This window comes from Kribbella monticola (assembly GCF_003261635.1).
Classification (GTDB): domain Bacteria; phylum Actinomycetota; class Actinomycetes; order Propionibacteriales; family Kribbellaceae; genus Kribbella; species Kribbella monticola.
In genome coordinates, this window is sequence record NZ_QFXK01000009.1 from 450631 (window position 1) to 467712 (window position 17082).

15 protein-coding genes are annotated in these 17082 nt (G+C 68.3%); 7 read left to right on the forward strand and 8 right to left on the reverse strand.

Features of this window, described 5'->3' with window-relative positions:
• Nucleotides 1-418: 418 nt before the first annotated feature.
• Nucleotides 419-2461 carry a HelD family protein gene (locus DIZ26_RS05675; RefSeq protein WP_112238404.1) on the forward strand — a complete coding sequence of 681 codons (2043 nt, stop codon included), beginning with the start codon at nucleotides 419-421 and terminating at the stop codon, nucleotides 2459-2461.
• 262 nt (nucleotides 2462-2723) lie between these two features.
• On the opposite strand, the gene DIZ26_RS05680 is transcribed toward DIZ26_RS05675, so the two are convergent.
• Nucleotides 2724-4943 (reverse strand): NADP-dependent isocitrate dehydrogenase, encoded by a 2220-nt coding sequence (locus DIZ26_RS05680; RefSeq protein WP_112238406.1) that lies wholly within the window; start codon nucleotides 4941-4943, stop codon nucleotides 2724-2726.
• A 231-nt stretch (nucleotides 4944-5174) separates the two neighbouring features.
• Here DIZ26_RS05680 and DIZ26_RS05685 point away from each other — a divergent pair, with 231 nt between their 5' ends.
• Together DIZ26_RS05685 and DIZ26_RS05690 are read left to right on the forward strand one after the other, a co-directional pair.
• Nucleotides 5175-7304, forward strand: coding sequence for a hypothetical protein (locus tag DIZ26_RS05685; protein WP_232828156.1), 2130 nt, complete (start codon nucleotides 5175-5177; stop codon nucleotides 7302-7304).
• A gap of 71 nt (nucleotides 7305-7375) precedes the next feature.
• Entirely contained in the window at nucleotides 7376-7798 is a 423-nt protein-coding gene (locus DIZ26_RS05690; RefSeq protein WP_112238620.1) for a hypothetical protein, read from the forward strand.
• 3 nt (nucleotides 7799-7801) lie between these two features.
• Here DIZ26_RS05690 and DIZ26_RS05695 read toward each other — a convergent pair whose 3' ends face one another.
• From DIZ26_RS05695 to DIZ26_RS05705, 3 genes are read right to left on the reverse strand one after another with little or no spacing between them, the layout of a single operon-like run.
• On the reverse strand, nucleotides 7802-8161 hold the full coding sequence (locus DIZ26_RS05695) for a YybH family protein (protein ID WP_112238408.1): 360 nt from the start codon (nucleotides 8159-8161) through the stop codon (nucleotides 7802-7804).
• On the reverse strand, nucleotides 8158-9333 hold the full coding sequence (locus tag DIZ26_RS05700; RefSeq protein WP_198675912.1) for a YbfB/YjiJ family MFS transporter: 1176 nt from the start codon (nucleotides 9331-9333) through the stop codon (nucleotides 8158-8160). Before DIZ26_RS05700 ends, DIZ26_RS05695 begins: the two co-directional genes overlap by 4 nt.
• Nucleotides 9334-9362: 29 nt before the next feature.
• Nucleotides 9363-10067 (reverse strand): SDR family NAD(P)-dependent oxidoreductase, encoded by a 705-nt coding sequence (locus DIZ26_RS05705; protein WP_112238410.1) that lies wholly within the window; start codon nucleotides 10065-10067, stop codon nucleotides 9363-9365.
• A gap of 142 nt (nucleotides 10068-10209) precedes the next feature.
• Here DIZ26_RS05705 and DIZ26_RS38550 point away from each other — a divergent pair, with 142 nt between their 5' ends.
• On the forward strand, nucleotides 10210-11133 hold the full coding sequence (locus DIZ26_RS38550) for a LysR family transcriptional regulator (RefSeq protein ID WP_112238624.1): 924 nt from the start codon (nucleotides 10210-10212) through the stop codon (nucleotides 11131-11133).
• Here DIZ26_RS38550 and DIZ26_RS05715 read toward each other — a convergent pair.
• Both DIZ26_RS05715 and DIZ26_RS05720 read right to left on the reverse strand, forming a co-directional pair.
• Complete coding sequence (locus DIZ26_RS05715) at nucleotides 11112-11486, reverse strand: YchJ family protein (RefSeq protein WP_112238412.1); 375 nt, start codon at nucleotides 11484-11486, stop codon at nucleotides 11112-11114. The two genes, DIZ26_RS38550 and DIZ26_RS05715, sit on opposite strands and share 22 nt — an antisense overlap.
• A 9-nt stretch (nucleotides 11487-11495) precedes the next feature.
• Nucleotides 11496-12692 (reverse strand): low temperature requirement protein A, encoded by a 1197-nt coding sequence (locus DIZ26_RS05720; protein ID WP_232828157.1) that lies wholly within the window; start codon nucleotides 12690-12692, stop codon nucleotides 11496-11498.
• Nucleotides 12693-12857: 165 nt separating this feature from the next.
• Between DIZ26_RS05720 and DIZ26_RS05725 the strand changes: the two genes are divergently transcribed.
• A complete protein-coding gene (locus DIZ26_RS05725; RefSeq protein WP_112238416.1) occupies nucleotides 12858-13598 on the forward strand; it encodes an SDR family oxidoreductase in 741 nt (246 codons plus the stop codon).
• 24 nt (nucleotides 13599-13622) lie between these two features.
• Complete coding sequence (locus DIZ26_RS05730; RefSeq protein ID WP_112238418.1) at nucleotides 13623-13853, forward strand: hypothetical protein; 231 nt, start codon at nucleotides 13623-13625, stop codon at nucleotides 13851-13853.
• Between the two features lie 53 nt (nucleotides 13854-13906).
• Here DIZ26_RS05730 and DIZ26_RS05735 read toward each other — a convergent pair whose 3' ends face one another.
• On the reverse strand, nucleotides 13907-15613 hold the full coding sequence (locus tag DIZ26_RS05735; RefSeq protein WP_112238420.1) for an MOSC and FAD-binding oxidoreductase domain-containing protein: 1707 nt from the start codon (nucleotides 15611-15613) through the stop codon (nucleotides 13907-13909).
• A 42-nt stretch (nucleotides 15614-15655) separates the two neighbouring features.
• Nucleotides 15656-16465 (reverse strand): hypothetical protein, encoded by an 810-nt coding sequence (locus DIZ26_RS05740; protein ID WP_112238422.1) that lies wholly within the window; start codon nucleotides 16463-16465, stop codon nucleotides 15656-15658.
• Nucleotides 16466-16667: 202 nt separating this feature from the next.
• Between DIZ26_RS05740 and DIZ26_RS05745 the strand changes: the two genes are divergently transcribed.
• Nucleotides 16668-17060 (forward strand): PPOX class F420-dependent oxidoreductase, encoded by a 393-nt coding sequence (locus tag DIZ26_RS05745; RefSeq protein ID WP_112238424.1) that lies wholly within the window; start codon nucleotides 16668-16670, stop codon nucleotides 17058-17060.
• Nucleotides 17061-17082: the final 22 nt, after the last annotated feature.

Below are 17082 nucleotides of genomic sequence, written 5' to 3' on the forward strand. Positions count from 1 at the left end.
ACCCACACGTTCGGGGGTCGGCGCGTCAAACGGTGGGTTTGCCGAGGGGTGGGGATACGGGAGTGCTTGGGTGGACGGATTGGTGGGGGTGGTCGGGGTGGGAAGGGCCGGGTGGCGAGGGCCGCGGGGTAAGGCGGGGTGGTCGGAGTGGAGAGGGCCGGTGGCGGCGAGTGCCGCGCGGTGGGGAGGCGGCGTGGGCGCGGTGGCGAGGAGAGCGGGGAGGGCCGGGGTGGGGAGGGCCGCGGGGTGGGCGGAAATTCGGTGGCGGGGTGGCGGGTGGGCTGGTAGCGTCCTCGGCCTGCCTTTTCGGTATCTGCGTGAAGGATCGAATCGAACCGGATGGTGTCCGGGGCGGGACCCTGTTGATCGCCATCAGTCCGTCGTTCGTATCCGTGCCAACGCGAGTCGAGGCCCCTCCATGGTCGAATCCGTCCCTGTCCACCTTCCCGAACTCGAGGCCGAGCGCGCCTTCCTCGCTCAGGCCCGTGCCGCCCTGGTGCGCATGCACTCCGACGTACTGGTGCGGGAGATCCCCGTCATCGGCGGCGAGGACAACGACGAGCGCTTCACCAACGAAGCGAACCAGCGCGCCCACCAGCAACGTGTGCTGGCTCTGGTCGACCTGCCCGACGTGCCGCTGTTCTTCGGCCTGCTCGACTACGAGCCGGGCACCATCGAGGGCATCGACCGGATCCACATCGGCCGCCGGCACGTCCACGACGGCAACGGCGTCCCACTCGTCATCGACTGGCGGGCGCGCGTCTCGGTCCCCTTCTACCGGGCGACCGCGGGCGACCGGCAGAACGTCGTACTGCGGCGTCGCTACGGCTTCTCCGATGCCGCCGAGCTGACCGGGTTCGAGGACGAGCCGCTGGTCGGAGCCGTCGCGTCCGATCAGGCCGACGCGTTCCTGCGGGCCGAGATCGAGCGGCCGCGCACCGGGCCGATGCGCGACATCGTGGCGACGATCCAGCCCGAGCAGGACGACCTGGTCCGCGCGGCACTGCATCCGTCGGTGTGCGTTCAGGGCGCGCCCGGCACCGGGAAGACGGCCGTCGGGCTGCACCGCGTGGCCTACCTGCTCTACACCGAGCGGGAGTGGCTGAGTCGTGGCGGTGTCGTCATCGTCGGCCCGAACAGTTCGTTCCTGTCCTACATCCGCAAGGTGCTTCCCGCGCTCGGTGAGGTCAACGTCCGGCAGATCACCATCGAGGAGCTGATCACGCACCCCACCACGGCGTCCGACGAGCCGGAGACCGCGCGGGTCAAGGGCGACGCCCGGATGGCCGCCGTACTGGAGCGGGCGCTGTGGTCGTACGTCGGTACGCCGGTCGAGGGAATCCTTTACAGCAAGGGATCCCGGCGCTTCCGGGTCCACGACTACGAGCTCGCGGAGATCGTCTCGGCCTTGCGCGGCTCGACGCGGTACGCACCGGGACGGAACGCCCTGGCGCAGCGGGTCGCGCACGCCGTACTGGTGCAGATGGAGCGGAGCGGTGATTCGCCGGACGATCGGGTGCAGAACGCCGTGGCTCGTTCGAAGCCGGTGAAGGATCTGCTCGCCGCGGTATGGCCGACCGTCACGCCTGAGCAGGTGTTGCACCGGTTGCTCTCCGATGCCGCGTTCCTTGCTGAGTCGGCCGAGGAGCTGACCGAAGAGGAACGTACTGCGCTGTTGTGGGCGAAGCCGGCTCGCTCGTGGAAGTCGGCCAAATGGTCGGTCGCCGACACCGTGCTGCTCGACGAACTGGAGGACCTGATCGAGCGTCGTACCGGCTCGCTCGGGCACCTCGTCCTGGACGAGGCGCAGGACCTGTCGGCGATGCAACTGCGCGCCCTCGGTCGCCGTTGCCGCACCGGTTCGGCGACCGTGCTCGGAGATGTCGCCCAGGCGACGACGCCGTGGGCCGCAGGCTCATGGGACCTGGTGCTCGGCCACCTAGGCAAGGCGGACGGGATCGTCGCCGAGCTCGATCGTGGTTTCCGCGTGCCGGAACAGATCATCAGCTACGCGGCGAGGCTGCTGCCCGAGATCGCCCCGACGCTCGGCGTACCGACCGGCGTCCGGACGGTCGCCGATGCTCTCTCGATCGTCTCCACCGACGACCTGGCCTCGGCTGTGGTGACCGCCTGCAAGACCGCCCTCACCGGTGAGGGATCGGTCGCCCTCATCGCCGCCGACACGCAGATCGTGGAGCTCCGCGATGCGCTCTCGGCCGCTGGCCTCCAACCGGCTCTTCTCGGTACGGGCGAGGAGGAGATGGACTCGTCCCGCTTGGTCTGTGTCCCGGCCACGCTCGCCAAGGGCCTCGAATTCGACGCAGTGGTGGTCGCCGAACCGGCCCGCATCGTCGCCGCCGAACCGCGCGGCCTCCAACGCCTGTACGTCGTCCTCACCCGCGCGGTCAGTGGACTCCAGATCGTGCACGCGGAACCGTTGCCCAAGGCCCTCGATCGGTAACGGTCATCTCGGCTCTGCTCGAAGCGTTTACCTCGCCCTCCAAGCCGGTACCAGCGTCGTTATCCGTTGCATAAGGCAACGATTTGCTGACGCGAAAGGTGAATGATCATGGGACCGATGACACGAATGGCCGCGATCGGGCGCCGGTGAAGGTGCGGATCGTTTTGCCGTCGACAGCCACGTGCAGGACGTCGGTGGGAAGCGGGCGTGGTACGAGAAAGGCGCCCGGTGACGGGTCACCGGGCGCCTTTCTCGAGGTGTGTCAGCTCAGGGTTGCGAGCGTGTCGTTCCAGGTTTTGGAGGGGCGCATGACGGCCGCGGCCTTGGCGGGGTCGGGCTGGTAGTAGCCGCCGAGGTCGACGGGGGAGCCCTGGACCGCGAGGAGTTCCTCGACGATCTTCTGCTCGTTGGCGGCCAGGGTTTCGGCGATCGTGGTGAAGGACTTGGCCAGGTCGGCGTCGTCGGTCTGCTTGGCCAGCTCCTGCGCCCAGTACAGCGACAGGTAGAAGTGGCTGCCGCGGTTGTCGATGCCGCCGACGCGACGGGTGGGCGACTTGTCCTCGTTGAGGAACGTCGCGGTCGCCCGGTCGAGGGTGTCGGCGAGGACCTGCGCGCGGGCGTTGCCGGTGGTCTGGGCGAGGTGCTCGAAGCTCGCGGCCAGGGCGAAGAACTCGCCGAGGCTGTCCCAGCGCAGGTAGTTCTCCTTCACCAGCTGCTGCACGTGCTTGGGGGCCGAACCGCCGGCGCCGGTCTCGAACAGCCCGCCGCCGGCCATCAACGGCACGATCGACAGCATCTTCGCGCTGGTGCCGAGCTCGAGGATCGGGAACAGGTCGGTCAGGTAGTCGCGCAGCACGTTGCCGGTGACGGAGATGGTGTTCTCGCCGCGCCGGATCCGCTCGAGCGAGAACTTGATCGCGTCCACCGGGGCGAGGATCTTGATGATCAGGCCCTCGGTGTCGTGCTCGGTCAGGTACTTGACGACCTTGCCGATCAGGTTGGCGTCGTGCGCACGGGTCTCGTCCAGCCAGAACACGGCCGGGTCGCCGGTCGCCCGGGCCCGCGTGACGGCCAGCTTGACCCAGTCGCGGATCGGCGCGTCCTTGGTCTGGCAGGCGCGGAAGATGTCGCCCGCCTCGACCGACTGCTCCAGTACGACGTTGCCGTCGGCATCGACCAGCCGGACGGTGCCGGCGGCCGGGAGTTCGAAGGTCTTGTCGTGGCTGCCGTACTCCTCGGCCTTCTGGGCCATCAGCCCGACGTTCGGCACCGAGCCCATCGTCGACGGGTCGAAGGCGCCGTACTCGCGGCAGTCGTCGAGGACGACCTGGTAGATCCCGGCGTAGCTGCTGTCCGGCAGGACGGCGAGGGTGTCGTGCTCGTTGCCGTCCGGCCCCCACATGTGGCCGGACGTCCGGATCATCGCCGGCATCGACGCGTCGACGATCACGTCGGACGGGACGTGCAGGTTGGTGATGCCCTTGTCGGAATCGACCATCGCCAGCGCCGGCCCGTCGGCCAGTTCGGCGTCGAAGGAGGCCTTGATCGCGTCGCCTTCCGGCAGCGCGGCCAGCCCGGTGTAGATGCCGCCGAGCCCGTCGTTGGGGGACAGCCCGGCCGCGGCCAGCGTCTCGCCGTACTGCTCGAAGGTCTTCGGGAAGAACGCGCGGACGACGTGCCCGAACACGATCGGGTCGGACACCTTCATCATGGTGGCCTTCAGGTGCACGGAGAACAGCACGCCCTCGGCCTTGGCCCGGGCGATCTGCTCGCTGAGGAAGCGGTCCAGCGCCGCGACGTGCATCACCGAGGAGTCGACGACCTCACCGGCCAGTACCGGGATCGACTCACGCAGTACGGAGGTCTCGCCGTCGGCGGCGACGAACTCGATCCGCAGCGAGCCGTCGGCCTCCATCACGGCCGACTTCTCGGTCGAGCGGAAGTCGTCGGCGCCCATCGTGGCGACGTTGGTCTTCGACTCCGGCGTCCAGGCGCCCATCCGGTGCGGGTGGGTCTTGGCGTAGTTCTTCACCGAGGCAGGTGCGCGGCGGTCCGAGTTGCCCTCGCGCAGGACCGGGTTCACCGCGGAGCCCTTGGTGCTGTCGTAGCGGGCGCGGATGTCGCGCTCCTCGTCGGTCTTCGGCTCGTCCGGGTACTCCGGCAGCGCGTAGCCGTGGCTCTGCAGTTCCGCGATCGCGGCCTTGAGTTGCGGGGCCGACGCCGACACGTTCGGCAGCTTGATGATGTTCGCACCCGGCGTCTTGGTCAGCGCGCCGAGTTCGGCGAGGGCGTCCGGGGTCCGCTGGTCCTCCGGCAGGTAGTCGCCGAGGGCTGCGATGATCCGCCCGGCCAGCGAGATGTCACGGGTCTCCACGCCTACACCGGCCTGCGCGGCGTACGCCTGGATCACCGGCAGGAACGAGTACGTCGCCAGGGCCGGGGCCTCGTCCGTATGGGTGTAGATGATGGTCGACTCAGTCACTCGCGTCTGTCCTCTGCTCCGTCGATGTCGCTCCTCGGGCCACCCCGGGGAGGCAACCCCACCTTAGTCGGCGGACCGGCCGGGCCCGGCGGGGAGTGGTCAAGGTCTCGGCCCGGCCGGACCGGGAGCGGCCGAGCCCTTCCGCAGACGGCCGGGACGGTCTACCTTCGCGGTACGTGAGAGCGCTCTCACCTCCTGCCTTCGTTCTTCCGCCCCCTGGAGGTGGCACCTGTGATTCCGAGCCCCGCACCAACTCACCCACACCGGACACGCCTGCGCGCGAGTCTCGTCGCCCTCGTCCTGGCCGTCTGCGCGACCCTCCTGGTGGTCGGCGTGGCGACGGCTGCCGACGACTACGCCCAGTCGGCCACCTCGCTGAACGCGACCCAGGCCCAGATCTCGTTCACCCCCACCACGGCGGCGCTGTACGTCGACGTCCACTACACCGGCACCGCCCAGGGTCAGCAGAACGTCCGCATGACGCTCAGCGGCGGCACCTGGCGGACGACGGTCAGCGGGCTGTCCACCGGCACCGTCATCGACTACTGGTTCACGTACGAGAAGAACGGCCCGCAGTACGACACACCGCACTTCTCCTACACCCACGGCGGCCCGACGACACCACCGACCACCCCGCCTACGACGCCGCCCACAACCCCGCCGACAACGCCGACGAGCTGCCCGACGCAGTCCGACGTACCGAACTTCGGTCCGAACACCCGCATCTTCGACCCGAGCATGTCGAGCGCGACCATCCAGGCGCAGCTCGACGCGGACTTCAACGCCCAGAAGGACACGCTGACCGCGCAGATGGCCAACCGACGGGTCGCGCACCTGTTCAAGCCGGGCAGCTACAGCGTGCACGACGACGTCGGCTACTACACCTCGGTCGCCGGTCTCGGCCAGAACCCTGGTGACGTCGTCATCAACGGAGCCATCACCGTCGACGCCTTCAACGAATCCGACCAAGGCGTCGCGCTGCAGAACTTCTGGCGCTCCGCGGAGAACATGGCCGTGAACCCGATCGGCGGCTCGGATCGCTGGGCGGTCGCGCAGGCGGCGCCGTTCCGCCGGATGGACATCCGCGGCAACCTGCAGCTCTACCCGGCCAGCTACGGCTTCGCCAGCGGCGGCTACATCGCCGACACCAAGGTGTCGGGCCAGACCGCCTCGATCTCCCAGCAGCAGTGGTACACCCGGGACAGCAACCTCGGCAGCTGGTCCGGCGGCGTCTGGAACATGGTCTTCTCCGGTACTACGGGCGCTCCGGCGACCACGTTCCCGAACCCACCCGAGACTACTCTCGCCACCACGCCGGTCTCGCGCGATGTTCCGTACCTGTACGTCGACGGCGCCGGCAAGTATCGCGTGTTCACGCCGTCGCTGCGCACCAACGCGTCGGGGGCGAGCTGGGCAAACGGATCCACTCCCGGTACGTCGATCCCGATGAGCCAGTTCTACGTGGTGAAGGCCGGCGACACCGCGTCGTCCATCAACTCGGCCCTGGCCTCGGGGTGCAACCTCTTCTTCACGCCCGGTGTCTACCACCTGAACCAGACGCTGAACGTGACGAAGGCCAACACCGTCGTCCTCGGCATCGGCTACCCGACGTTGATCCCGGACAACGGCGTCAACGCGATGCAGGTCGCCGACGTCGACGGAGTACGGCTGAAGGGCCTGCTGTTCGACGCCGGTACGACGAACTCGGCGGCCCTGCTGACCGTCGGGCCGTCCGGTTCCTCGGCGAGTCACGCGGCGAACCCGACCACGCTGCAGGACGTGTTCTTCCGGATCGGCGGCTCGATCGCCGGCCACGCGACCACCAGTCTCGTTGTCAACAGCAACAACACGATCGTCGACCACATCTGGGCCTGGCGGGCCGACCACGGCAATGCCGGGACCTGGGGCTGGACGCAGGCGACCGCCGACACCGGATTGCTTGTCAACGGCAACAATGTGCTGGCGAGCGGGCTGTTCGTCGAGCACTACCAGAAGAGTCAGGTGATCTGGAACGGCCAAGGTGGCAAGACGATCTTCTTCCAGAACGAGATGCCGTACGACGTACCGAACCAGGCCAGCTGGAATCGTCCGAGCGGCCGCAACGGCTACCCGGCGTACAAGGTCGGGGACAACGTGACCTCGCACGAGGCCTGGGGGCTGGGCAGCTACAACTTCTTCAACGTCAACCCGTCCGTCAGCGCGTACAACGCCTTCGAGGTGCCGAACAACACAGGGGTGCGCTTCCACAGTCTCTGCACCGTGTCGCTCAACTACCAAGGCGTGATCACTCACGTCATCAACGACACCGGCGCGGTGACGCCACCGGGCACCGTGCCGGTGAACGTGGTCAGTTACCCGTAACCGTCAGCCACCCGTCGTAGGGAGCCCGGTACCGGCCGGGCTTCCTACGAGCTGCGCATAGGGTGTTGTTCGTGGACGACCAGGCGAGTTGGCGCGAACAACGGCGCGAGGCGGCTGCCGCTCACGCCGAGGCCCTCGATCGCCGCAAGGCCGCCGAGACCCAGCAGGCCCGCGAACTGCTGGCCGGATTCATCGAGAAGCTGCGGGCGGCGGGGGTCGAGCCGCAGCCGCTCCGGGCGCCGGTCGTCGGATCGGGGACGAGCTACCGGACCGGCATCACCGGGTGGTACTTGCGCCGCAACAAGTCGCTCGGCCTGGACACCGAGGGCAACTTCTACATCCTCGGTGTCCAGCCCGGTTTGAAGGCCCGCGTGCTCGGCGTACAGGTCCTGCCGTCGGAGCCGCCCTTGATCATCGGCCTCGGCGCTCGCGACGGCGAATCCCTACCGCTGAAGGAACTCCTCCGGCTCCGCCTCGAGGAACTCGGCCTCTGACGGTCAGGCGAGCTTCGAGACCTGGTAATGGGCGATGCGCCACTCGTCGCCGATCCGGCGGACGATCACGCTGAGGTTGACCTCGAGCGTCGGGCGATCGACGAACGAGAAGGACACCTCGAGGTAGCCCAGCACGAGGTCCTCGCTGAGCTGCCTGGTCTCGACGATGTCGTACTGCGCCTTCATGCCCAGCGGCTGCGACTCGTAGTACTGCGCAACGCCTACCGGCCCGACGCTGTACGGGTGCAGACCCTGGAAGATCGCGTCGTCGGTGAGGAGCTTCCCGACGGCAGCCGGGTCGTGGGCGTCCACACCGGCCTTCCACTGGTCGAGGACCGAACGCAGGATGCTTGTCGTACTCATGCTTGGATCTCCTTGAGGTGAACGCGGCTCGGCAACGGGCCGAGGTGATGAGGAAACCGGTGTCTCAGGACGCCGGCTGCGACGGCTGCCAAGGCGACCACACCAGAGCCGATCAGCAGTGCCTGGTGGTAGCCGTTGTGGAGTAGTGGGGCGACCGCGAGCGGGCCGAGGATCTGCCCGATGCTGTAGCCGGTCGTGAGGATGGCGACCGCCCGCGGGATCTGGAGATGCGCACCGATCGCGAGGGCGAGACTGCCGATTCCGAGGAAGGTGGCGCCGAACAGCGTCGCCGAGACGAGTGCCGAGGAGACACCACCGGCGATCGCCGGTAGCGCGATGCCGACGGCCTGGACGAGCAGTGCGGCGAACAGCAGGGTCGGACGCGACCAGGTGCGGCTGAGCGTGGCCCACAGCGCGGTGGACGGTACGGCGGCCAGCCCGACCAGTACCCAGGCGCCCGCGCCGGCCCGGCCGTCGACCGTTTGGTTGATCGCGGCAACCAAGAACGTCCCCGCGACGATATAGCCGACGCCTTCCAGCGAGTAGCTCGTGACCAGGGCCGCGAACCATCGTCCACCGGGCCGGCGTCGGGTTTCGTCGTTGCTCCCCTGATGAGGAACGCGGAGCTGCCAGGCCGGGATGGTCAGTGCGACCGACAAGGCCGCAGCTGACCACCACGCGGCCCGCCAGCTACCCGTCGTACGGAGTAGGAGGACGGCTGCGCCCGAGAGTGCGATACCTGCTCCTATGCCGCCGAATGCCCAGCCGATGAGGTGCTTTGCGGGACTCGTGAGCAGGCCACTGACCGCGATCACGAAGACCATCGCGCTGGCGATCCCGGCCACGAGCCTCAGCACAACCCAGTGACCACCGCTGGTGGTGATCGGCATCAGAGCGAGTGTGCCGATCAGCACCAGCAGCGATCCCCGCAGTACCAGGCGCGAGCGGATCAGGGCCGGCATCACGATCGCGGCCAGCGCACCGATCAGATAGCCGACGTAGTTGGCCGTCGCGAGTCCCGCACCAAGCCGCGGTGACATCCCGGCCTGCGCCTGCATGAGGGGCAGGATCGGCGTGAACACGAATCTGCCGATACCCATCCCCACCGCGAGCGCCGCCGCCGCTTCGCCCGCGAGGCGCCACGGCCGGACCGATGGATAGCTGGCTGGCATCGCGGACTCCTTCCGGGTTTGCGGGTGGATCAGTGGCCGGCGCTCTGGCCGCCGTCGATGTGGAGGATCTCGCCGGTGACGAAGGGGGCGTCCTCGAGGTAGGTGATGGCGTTGACGACATCGCTGATCTCGCCGATCCGGCCCACCGGGTGCAGGCCGGCCAGCGCCGCGTGCGTCTCCTCGGGGTGCATCGGGGTGTTGATGATGCCGGGGGAGACCGTGTTCACCCGGATGCCGCGGGCGGCGTACTCGACGGCCAGCGATCGGGTGACCGCGTTGAGGCCGCCCTTGGTCAGCGAGGCGAGCGCGGACGGGACGTTGGTGTTGGCGTGATCGACCAGGCTGGTCGAGACGTTGACGATATGGCCGCTGCCCTGCGCGACCATCGTTTCGACCGCGCGGCGGGTGATCTCGAAGAAGCCGCGCAGGTTCACGCCGGCCACGAGGTCGAAGTCCTCGTCGGTGTAGTCGGTGAACGGCTTCGCGACGAACACACCGGCGTTGTTGACGAGCGAGTCGATCCGGCCGAAGGCGTCCAGGCCGTGCTCGATGATCCTGGTGCCCACGCCGGGGGTGGCGATGTCGCCCGCAACGTTCAGCACCCATGGGTCGTCGGAGGGCTGGATCGAGCGCGAGTTGGCGACCACGGCGTACCCGAGTTTGCGGTAGGCGGTCACCAGGGCGGCGCCGATTCCTTGGGATGCGCCGGTGACGACGGCGACTTTCTGGTTCATGGTGGTGGTTTCTCCTGTCTGCGGACCGGTCTGGAGACCGATCGTTCTCTGCCTCCGATGGTGGCTCGGTGCACCGGGGTTCACCACGACCGATCGGCTCTCTGCTGAGAGGCTGAAGCTCCTACTGGCCTACGATCGGCGGATGGAACTACGGCAGCTGCGGTACTTCGTCGCGGTGGCTGAGGAGCTCAACTTCAGCCGCGCCGCCGCCCGCCTGCAGATCGCGGGTCCGTCGCTGTCCCAGCAGATCAAGGCGCTGGAGCGCGACCTCGGCGTACGCCTGTTCGATCGCAACCGGCGATCCGTCACGCCGACCGCCTCGGCCGACGCCCTGCTGCCCAAGGTCAGGGCGCTGCTGGCAGAAGCCGACGAGTTGCGTCGCTCAGCGGCCGGGCTGTCGGCGGCCGAGCCGGTACGCCTCGGCTACGTCAGCTGGTACCCGCCGGATCTGGTCACCCGGGTGACCGGGGTCGCCCAGTTGCACATCGACACCTGGGTGATGCCGTCGCATACCCAGGCCGCCCGGGTCGTCGACGGCAGCGTCGACCTGGCGATCGCCTGGATCACCACCGATGCGCTCGCTGCCAACCGCCTCGAAGCGAGTTTCATCAGCGTCGACCGGCTGCACGCGCTGTCCGTCGGTCCCGACGACAGCCCGGTCCGGGCGAAGGATCTCGCCGTACCGGTCGACGCCGACCTGGCGACCTGGTCGTCGTGGAACGAGTACGCCGAGGAGTTCGCGCACGCGACCGGTGCGCGGCTGGAGTACACCGATGACGGTGGCATCACCCCGCCGTCGCTCTTCGACCACGTCCGCAGACTCGGCCGTCCGGTCCTGAACTCGCCGAAGCGGACCGCGTTCGAGCTGCCGCCGGACATCGTCCAGCGTGAGGTCGTCGCGCCCACGCCGTACTGGACGTGGTCCTTGATCTCGCGCCAGGACGAGCCGCGGGCCGCCGTCCGGGCCGCGGCGCAGGCGCTCACCCACGACGTCGCTCCGCTCGACCTCGATCCGGCGACGACCTGGCTGCCGGCGAAGGATCCCTACGCTGCGGGTGCCAGGTAGACCCAGCGGCCGTCCGCACGGACGAAGCGGCTGTTCTCGTGCTGCTCGCCGGGTCGGCCGTCGGCCAGGTAGTGGGCGCGGAACTCGACCGTCCCTTCGGTATGGAAGGCGGTCCCGCCGACCGTGTTCAGGATGTCGAGCGCGGTCCATTCGAGGTTGTCCTCGAAAGTCAGGTGCGGCGGGCGGGTGGCCGCGGCCCAGGTGTGCAGCAGATAGGCCGCGTCCCGGACGACGTAAGCGACGTACCGCGATCGCATCAACTGCTCGGCGGTCATCGCTGCCTTTCCCCGATGCAGGCGCCCACAGCAGTCGTCATAACCGGCGTCGAGTCCACAAGGGCAGGGTTCGGCCATGCCCACAATCTAGTCGGTGCGAAGTGTGATGGTGGCGGCGATCAGGAGCACCGAGGTTGTGGCGATGGCGGCGATAACCGCGGAGACTCCGATCCAGCTGACTGTGAGGGGGAGCAGGAGGATGACGGCAACGCAGCTCAGCAGGAAGACGGGTGGGATGACCGGCTCGTCGACCAGCGGAGCGTGCACCGCCCACAGCAAGGTGAGGAAGACGGCGACCGGGATGGCGACGGCGTACGTGACTTCGAGTGGCGGCGCCTCGACGTGGTGGCCGGTCTGCCCGACAGCGACCTCCAGGCCCGCGCCGAGGGCGGCTAGCGCGGCGAAGATGCCGTAGTGGCTGTAGCCCCACAGGTAGGAGCGTTCGCGGCGCGCGCTGAGGGCCTCGCCGGCCGGCTCGAGGAAGTAGAGCCACCAGAGCGCGAACAACAAGACGAGTGACGAGATCGCGACGGTGATGAACGCCCCGCTGATCCCGGTCGCGTCCAGGGCGCCTTGTACGCCGGTCGCGGCGGCGAGGACGCTCTCGCCGAGCAGGATGATCGTGAAGAGGCCATAGCGCTCGGCGATGTGGTGTGGGTGCCAGTTGGTGGGCGCGGTGCGTTCGGCCCAGCGCGGGACGAGAAGATCGAGGACGGCCAGCACCAAGAACAACGGAAGCTGGGTCGACGGTGGCAGCGCACCGGTGTCGAGCAGGACGAGGCGGAGCACCCATCCCACCTGGACGACGGCGATCCCCGCCGCGTAGCGGAACGCCGTACGCCGGCTGGCCGGGTCCTCGATTCCGGCTCGCACCCATTGCGCGACCAGGGCGATCCGCATGATCACGTAGCCGATCGTGATGGCGCGGAAGTCCGAGTGGTCGGCCGCCGCCGGTACGCCGGCAGCCAGCACCAGGACGCCCGCCATCTGCAGCATCGTGAGCAGCCGGTAGGCCACGTCGTCGGTGTCGTAGGACGAGGCGAACCAGGTGAAGTTCATCCAGGCCCACCAGATCGCGAAGAACACCTGCAGGAACGGCACGATCGAGACCAGCGCGTGCGCATCGGCGATCTGGTGCGCGAGCTCAGCCGTGACGGCCGCGACCGCGACCACGAAGGTCAGGTCGAACAGCAACTCGAGCTGGCTGGACACGCGGTGCGGTTCGTCGATCGGCCGTGCGCTCATCGGCACCCGGATCCGGATCCTGGCGTTTGCTCCGGGCAAGGGTCTTCTCCTGTCGTCGACAGCTGAGACAGCACAGCGACCACCACTGTGACAGGCGCCACCCGAAAGTCGCAGCGCCGGAGCTGTCACAGGCTCCGGCGCTGTCCGGTCTTAGCTGGTGACCGGGCGGTGACGAGAGCCGCCGGCGGACAGGAAAGGTGTGCCATGAAGATCGTGGTTATCGGCGGTACGGGCCTGATCGGGTCGAAGCTGGTCGCGAAACTCGGCGAACACGGACACGACGCGGTGGCGGCCTCGCCGAACACCGGTGTGAACACGATCACCGGCGAGGGACTCGAGGCCGCGCTGGCCGGCGCGGACGTCGTGGTCGACGTGTCGAACTCGCCCTCGTGGGAGGACGACGCCGTGATGGAGTTCTTCCGGACCTCCACCAGCAACCTGCTCGCGGCCGAGGCCGCCGCGGGCGTCGGCCACCATGTCGCGCTGTCCGTGGTCGGGACCGAGCGTCTCCAGGAGAGCGGCTACTTCCGGGCGAAACTGGCGCAGGAGAAGCTGATCGAGGATTCCTCGATCCCGTACTCGATCGTGCGCGCGACGCAGTTCTTCGAGTTCGTGCCGAGTATCGCGGACGCGGCGTTCGACGGGACCGCGGTCCGGCTGGCGCACGTGTTCTTCCAGCCGATCGCCGCCGAGGACGTGGCGCAGGCCGTCGGCCGGGTCGCGGTCGGCACCCCGCTGAAGGGACAGGTCGAGGTCGCCGGCCCGGAGCGCTTCCGGATGGACGAGTTCTTCCGCACAGTACTTGCCGAGCGCAACGATCCGCGCGAGGTCGTCACCGACCCCGACGCCGTGTACTACGGGATCTCGCCGACCGAACGCGCCCTCGTCCCCGACGACGACGCGACCCTCGCCGAGACCACCTACGCCGCCTGGGCCGCCAAGTGAGCTGTGCCGAGAGAGGGAGGAGCGATGACCATGCCGGCTGAGAACGACTTCCTGCACCAACTCGAAACCGAGGTCGAGGTCGAGGTGACGATGGCCGAGGCCGGTCAGCCCGACGAGACCGCCGGTCCGGCGACCTGGCTGGTGGACCCGGCCGACGCCGTCCGCGACGAGGTCGCGCTCCACAGCCTGCTGGGTGCCGTGGAGGCGCTGGAGCACGACACCGCTGCGGACCTCCAGCAGCAGCCCTGGCGATAGCTCCTGGATGCTGCAGGCAACAAGTTGGCTACGGCAGCATCGGGGCTTGGGTATTACATGTCGAGCACGACGTCGTCCGTGGGGCGGGCGCAGCAGATCAGCGCCTGGCCCTCGGGCGCGGGTTCGAGTGGGCTGGGGGAGTAGCTGACCTCTCCGGACAGCAGCGGGGTGACGCAGGTATGGCAGACGCCGGTCCGGCAACTCCACCGGGTCGGCACATCGCAGGCCTCGGCGAGCTCCAGCAGACTGGTGCCGTCGAACGGCGTCGAGATGCCACTGCGGGCGAAGGTCACCATCGGGCCGGTTCCGGGCGCGCCCGGTGGTTGATGCGGTGGACGGCTGACCTGGCCGGTGACACCGGGGTTGGTCGACGGCAAGGCGCCGAAGAGCTCAGTATGGATGTGATCCGGCGCGAGCCCGGCTGCGGTCAGCGCTTCCCGCAGGTCGGCCATGAACGAAGCCGGCCCGCAGATGTAGGCACTCGCGTCGACCGGAAGCTGGAGCTCCAGCAGCTTCTCCTTGGTCAGCCGCCCAGTGGTTCCGCTGTAGTACAAGTGTTCCCGCGCGTTGGGCAGCGATTCGATCAACGCACGTGCCTCCGCCGCCAGCGGATGCTCCTGCGTACTGCGGGCGCTGTGGATCCACCACACTTCCCGCGTACTGCGGACGCTCGCGAGCTGGTGCAGCATGGCGAGCACCGGCGTGACTCCGATGCCGGCGGAGATCAGCAGCACAGGGCCGGCCTGTTCGTCGAGCACGAAGTCCCCGCGCGGCGCGGCCGCCTCGACGACGGCGCCCTTGTGCAACTTGGTGGTCAGGTAGCCGCTGACTTCGCCGTACGGCTCGTGCTTCACGCTGATGCGATACCGCTCGCCGCCGGGAGCCGACGACAACGAGTAGCTCCGCACCGGCACCCGTACGCCGGGGTCGGCGATCCGGAGCGTGAGGTACTGACCGGCCAGCGCCGGCGGCAAGGGGGTGCCGTCGGGCGCGGCCAGGAAGATCGAGGAGACCGTCGCGCTCTCTGCGACCACGTCGGTGACCTGCAACGGGCGGAAGCCGTTCCAGGACGGCTCGTTCGGGGATGCTTTGAGGAGATCCCGGAACGAACCTTGCCAACCGGGGCTGAGGGCGGGGATCTGGGTGGCGCGGACGAGGTCCGCCCGATCACGGTCGGGCAGGTAGAGAAGCGCGTCGATCGCGGCGACAGTCATGGCGTGCGGACCGGTCGCGGTCTTGACGATCTGATCGCCGGCCGCGACCTCTCCTTCGGCGATGACGCGCAGGTAGAAGCCGGGGCGATGATGGCTGACCAGCAGGGCGGGCAGTTCGGGCTCACCCATCCGCAGGCCGACCCGGTAGCAGGTGACCCGCGGCTGGGTGACCTCGAACTCCGCCGTACCGATCCGGTACCGGTCACCGATACAGACCTCGTCGTCGGGCAGCCCGTGGACGGTGAAGTTCTCGCCGAACTGGCCGTAGCTGAAGTCGTCGCGCCCGAAGTACTGCTGCCAGTACCGGTAGGAGTCGAGCTGGTAGACGAGCACGGCCCGCTGTTCGCCGCCGTGCCCGGCTGTGTCGCCCTGGCCGTCCCCGTCGAGGTTGAGCCGGCGGACCGTCGCCGGCCCGTCGACGGGATACTTCCAGACGCCGGTGTAGACCGTCTTCCCGTTCCAGGTCACGTCCTTCGGCTTGCCGACGTTCACCGACACGAGCGAAGGGTGCGACCGGCCGGCGTCGAACGAAACCTGTCCCGTCACACCCAACACTGCACCACGCCACCGCGTGCTGCCGCAATGAGCTCAGGCGAGGCGGATGCGGAAGATTGCCTCGTGGGCGTCGTGGCTGTCGACGTTGAGCGGAATGATCTTCGAGTTGAGCAGCTCGAGCTGGACCGTGCCGTCGCCCGGCAGCCAGTCGATGCGGTCGATGCCACTGCCGAAGACCTTGCCCTCGTTCGGCTGGCCGGTCGCCTGGTCGTAGTTCGGGTTGTTGGTGTCCGCCGTCCAGATCACCGCCGTACCGCGGTCGTGGTAGTTCATCACGCGTTCGCGGTGGGTCTTCTTGTGCAGATCCCAGTACTGGCGCAGGTTCGGGTTCTGCGTGCCGTTGTAGGCATCGTGCATGTAGTGCGTGTTGATCAGCACGAACTTGAGCGCCGAGTTCGTGCCGTACTGGACGGCGACCTCGTTGATCCAGCGAGGCGGCGATTCCCCGGGGACGACGCCGTGCACGAAGACCGAGTTGTAGTTGACGACCGTCCACGGCGCCGGCACCGAGATCGGTACGCGGAACGAGCTCGGATCGTTGAGGAACAAGTTGTTGTACGACGGCCCGAAGTGCTGCGCGATCATCGCCGGCTCCCCCGTGTCGCCCTCGCTGATCTCCTGCCAGCCGACGAACGGCCTGGTCCCGTCACCGTTGCGCACGGCCTGGATCGCGGCATCCCGGGCGCCGAGGTTCTTCCGCCCGATGTTCGCCGTGATCACCGGGAGCCGCACCCACTCACCGGCCGCAACGGCACTCTCGCCCACCGCCCCGGCCACCGCGACCCCGGCCAGCGCTCCACCTCCGAGCCTGAGCGCCTGCCGCCTGCTGATCCTGCTACCCATCTCCACCTCCACAAGAGCCCGGCCTCACAGCCGGTTGGCGATCGTCAAATCCAGCACTCACCAGATCACACCGAAACCACCAGCCACCCCATCTCGACCAAACCCGATCAGGACGCCCGGTACGACGTACGACCTCACCCTCCGGTTGCACCGGCTCGACCGTGCTTGACCTCAACTTCAGTTCAGGTTGCAGGCTGTCGCCATGAGCATCTTCACCGCATCGGAACTCGCCTATCTGGCTAAGCAGAAACTCGGCCGGCTGGCCACGCAGGCGCCTGACGGGACGCTCCAGAACAATCCCGTCGGGTACTTCGTCAACGCGGCGGGGGGCTACCTCGATATCGGTGGACACGGTATGGGTGCCAGCCGGAAGTTCCGCAACGTCCAGCTCGCCGCCCAGGTCAGCCTGGTCGTGGACGACCTCTCCACCGAGCACGGCTGGCAGGTCCGCGGCATCGAGTTCCGCGGCCGCGCCGAGGCGCTGACCGACGTCGACCCACCGATGCCCGGCTTCAGCCGCGAGATCATCCGAATCCACCCCACCCGCATCCTCACCTGGGGCCTCCCCAACAGCACCACCCGCAACCTCCCCTGAAACCACTCAGTACGGTGCCTGG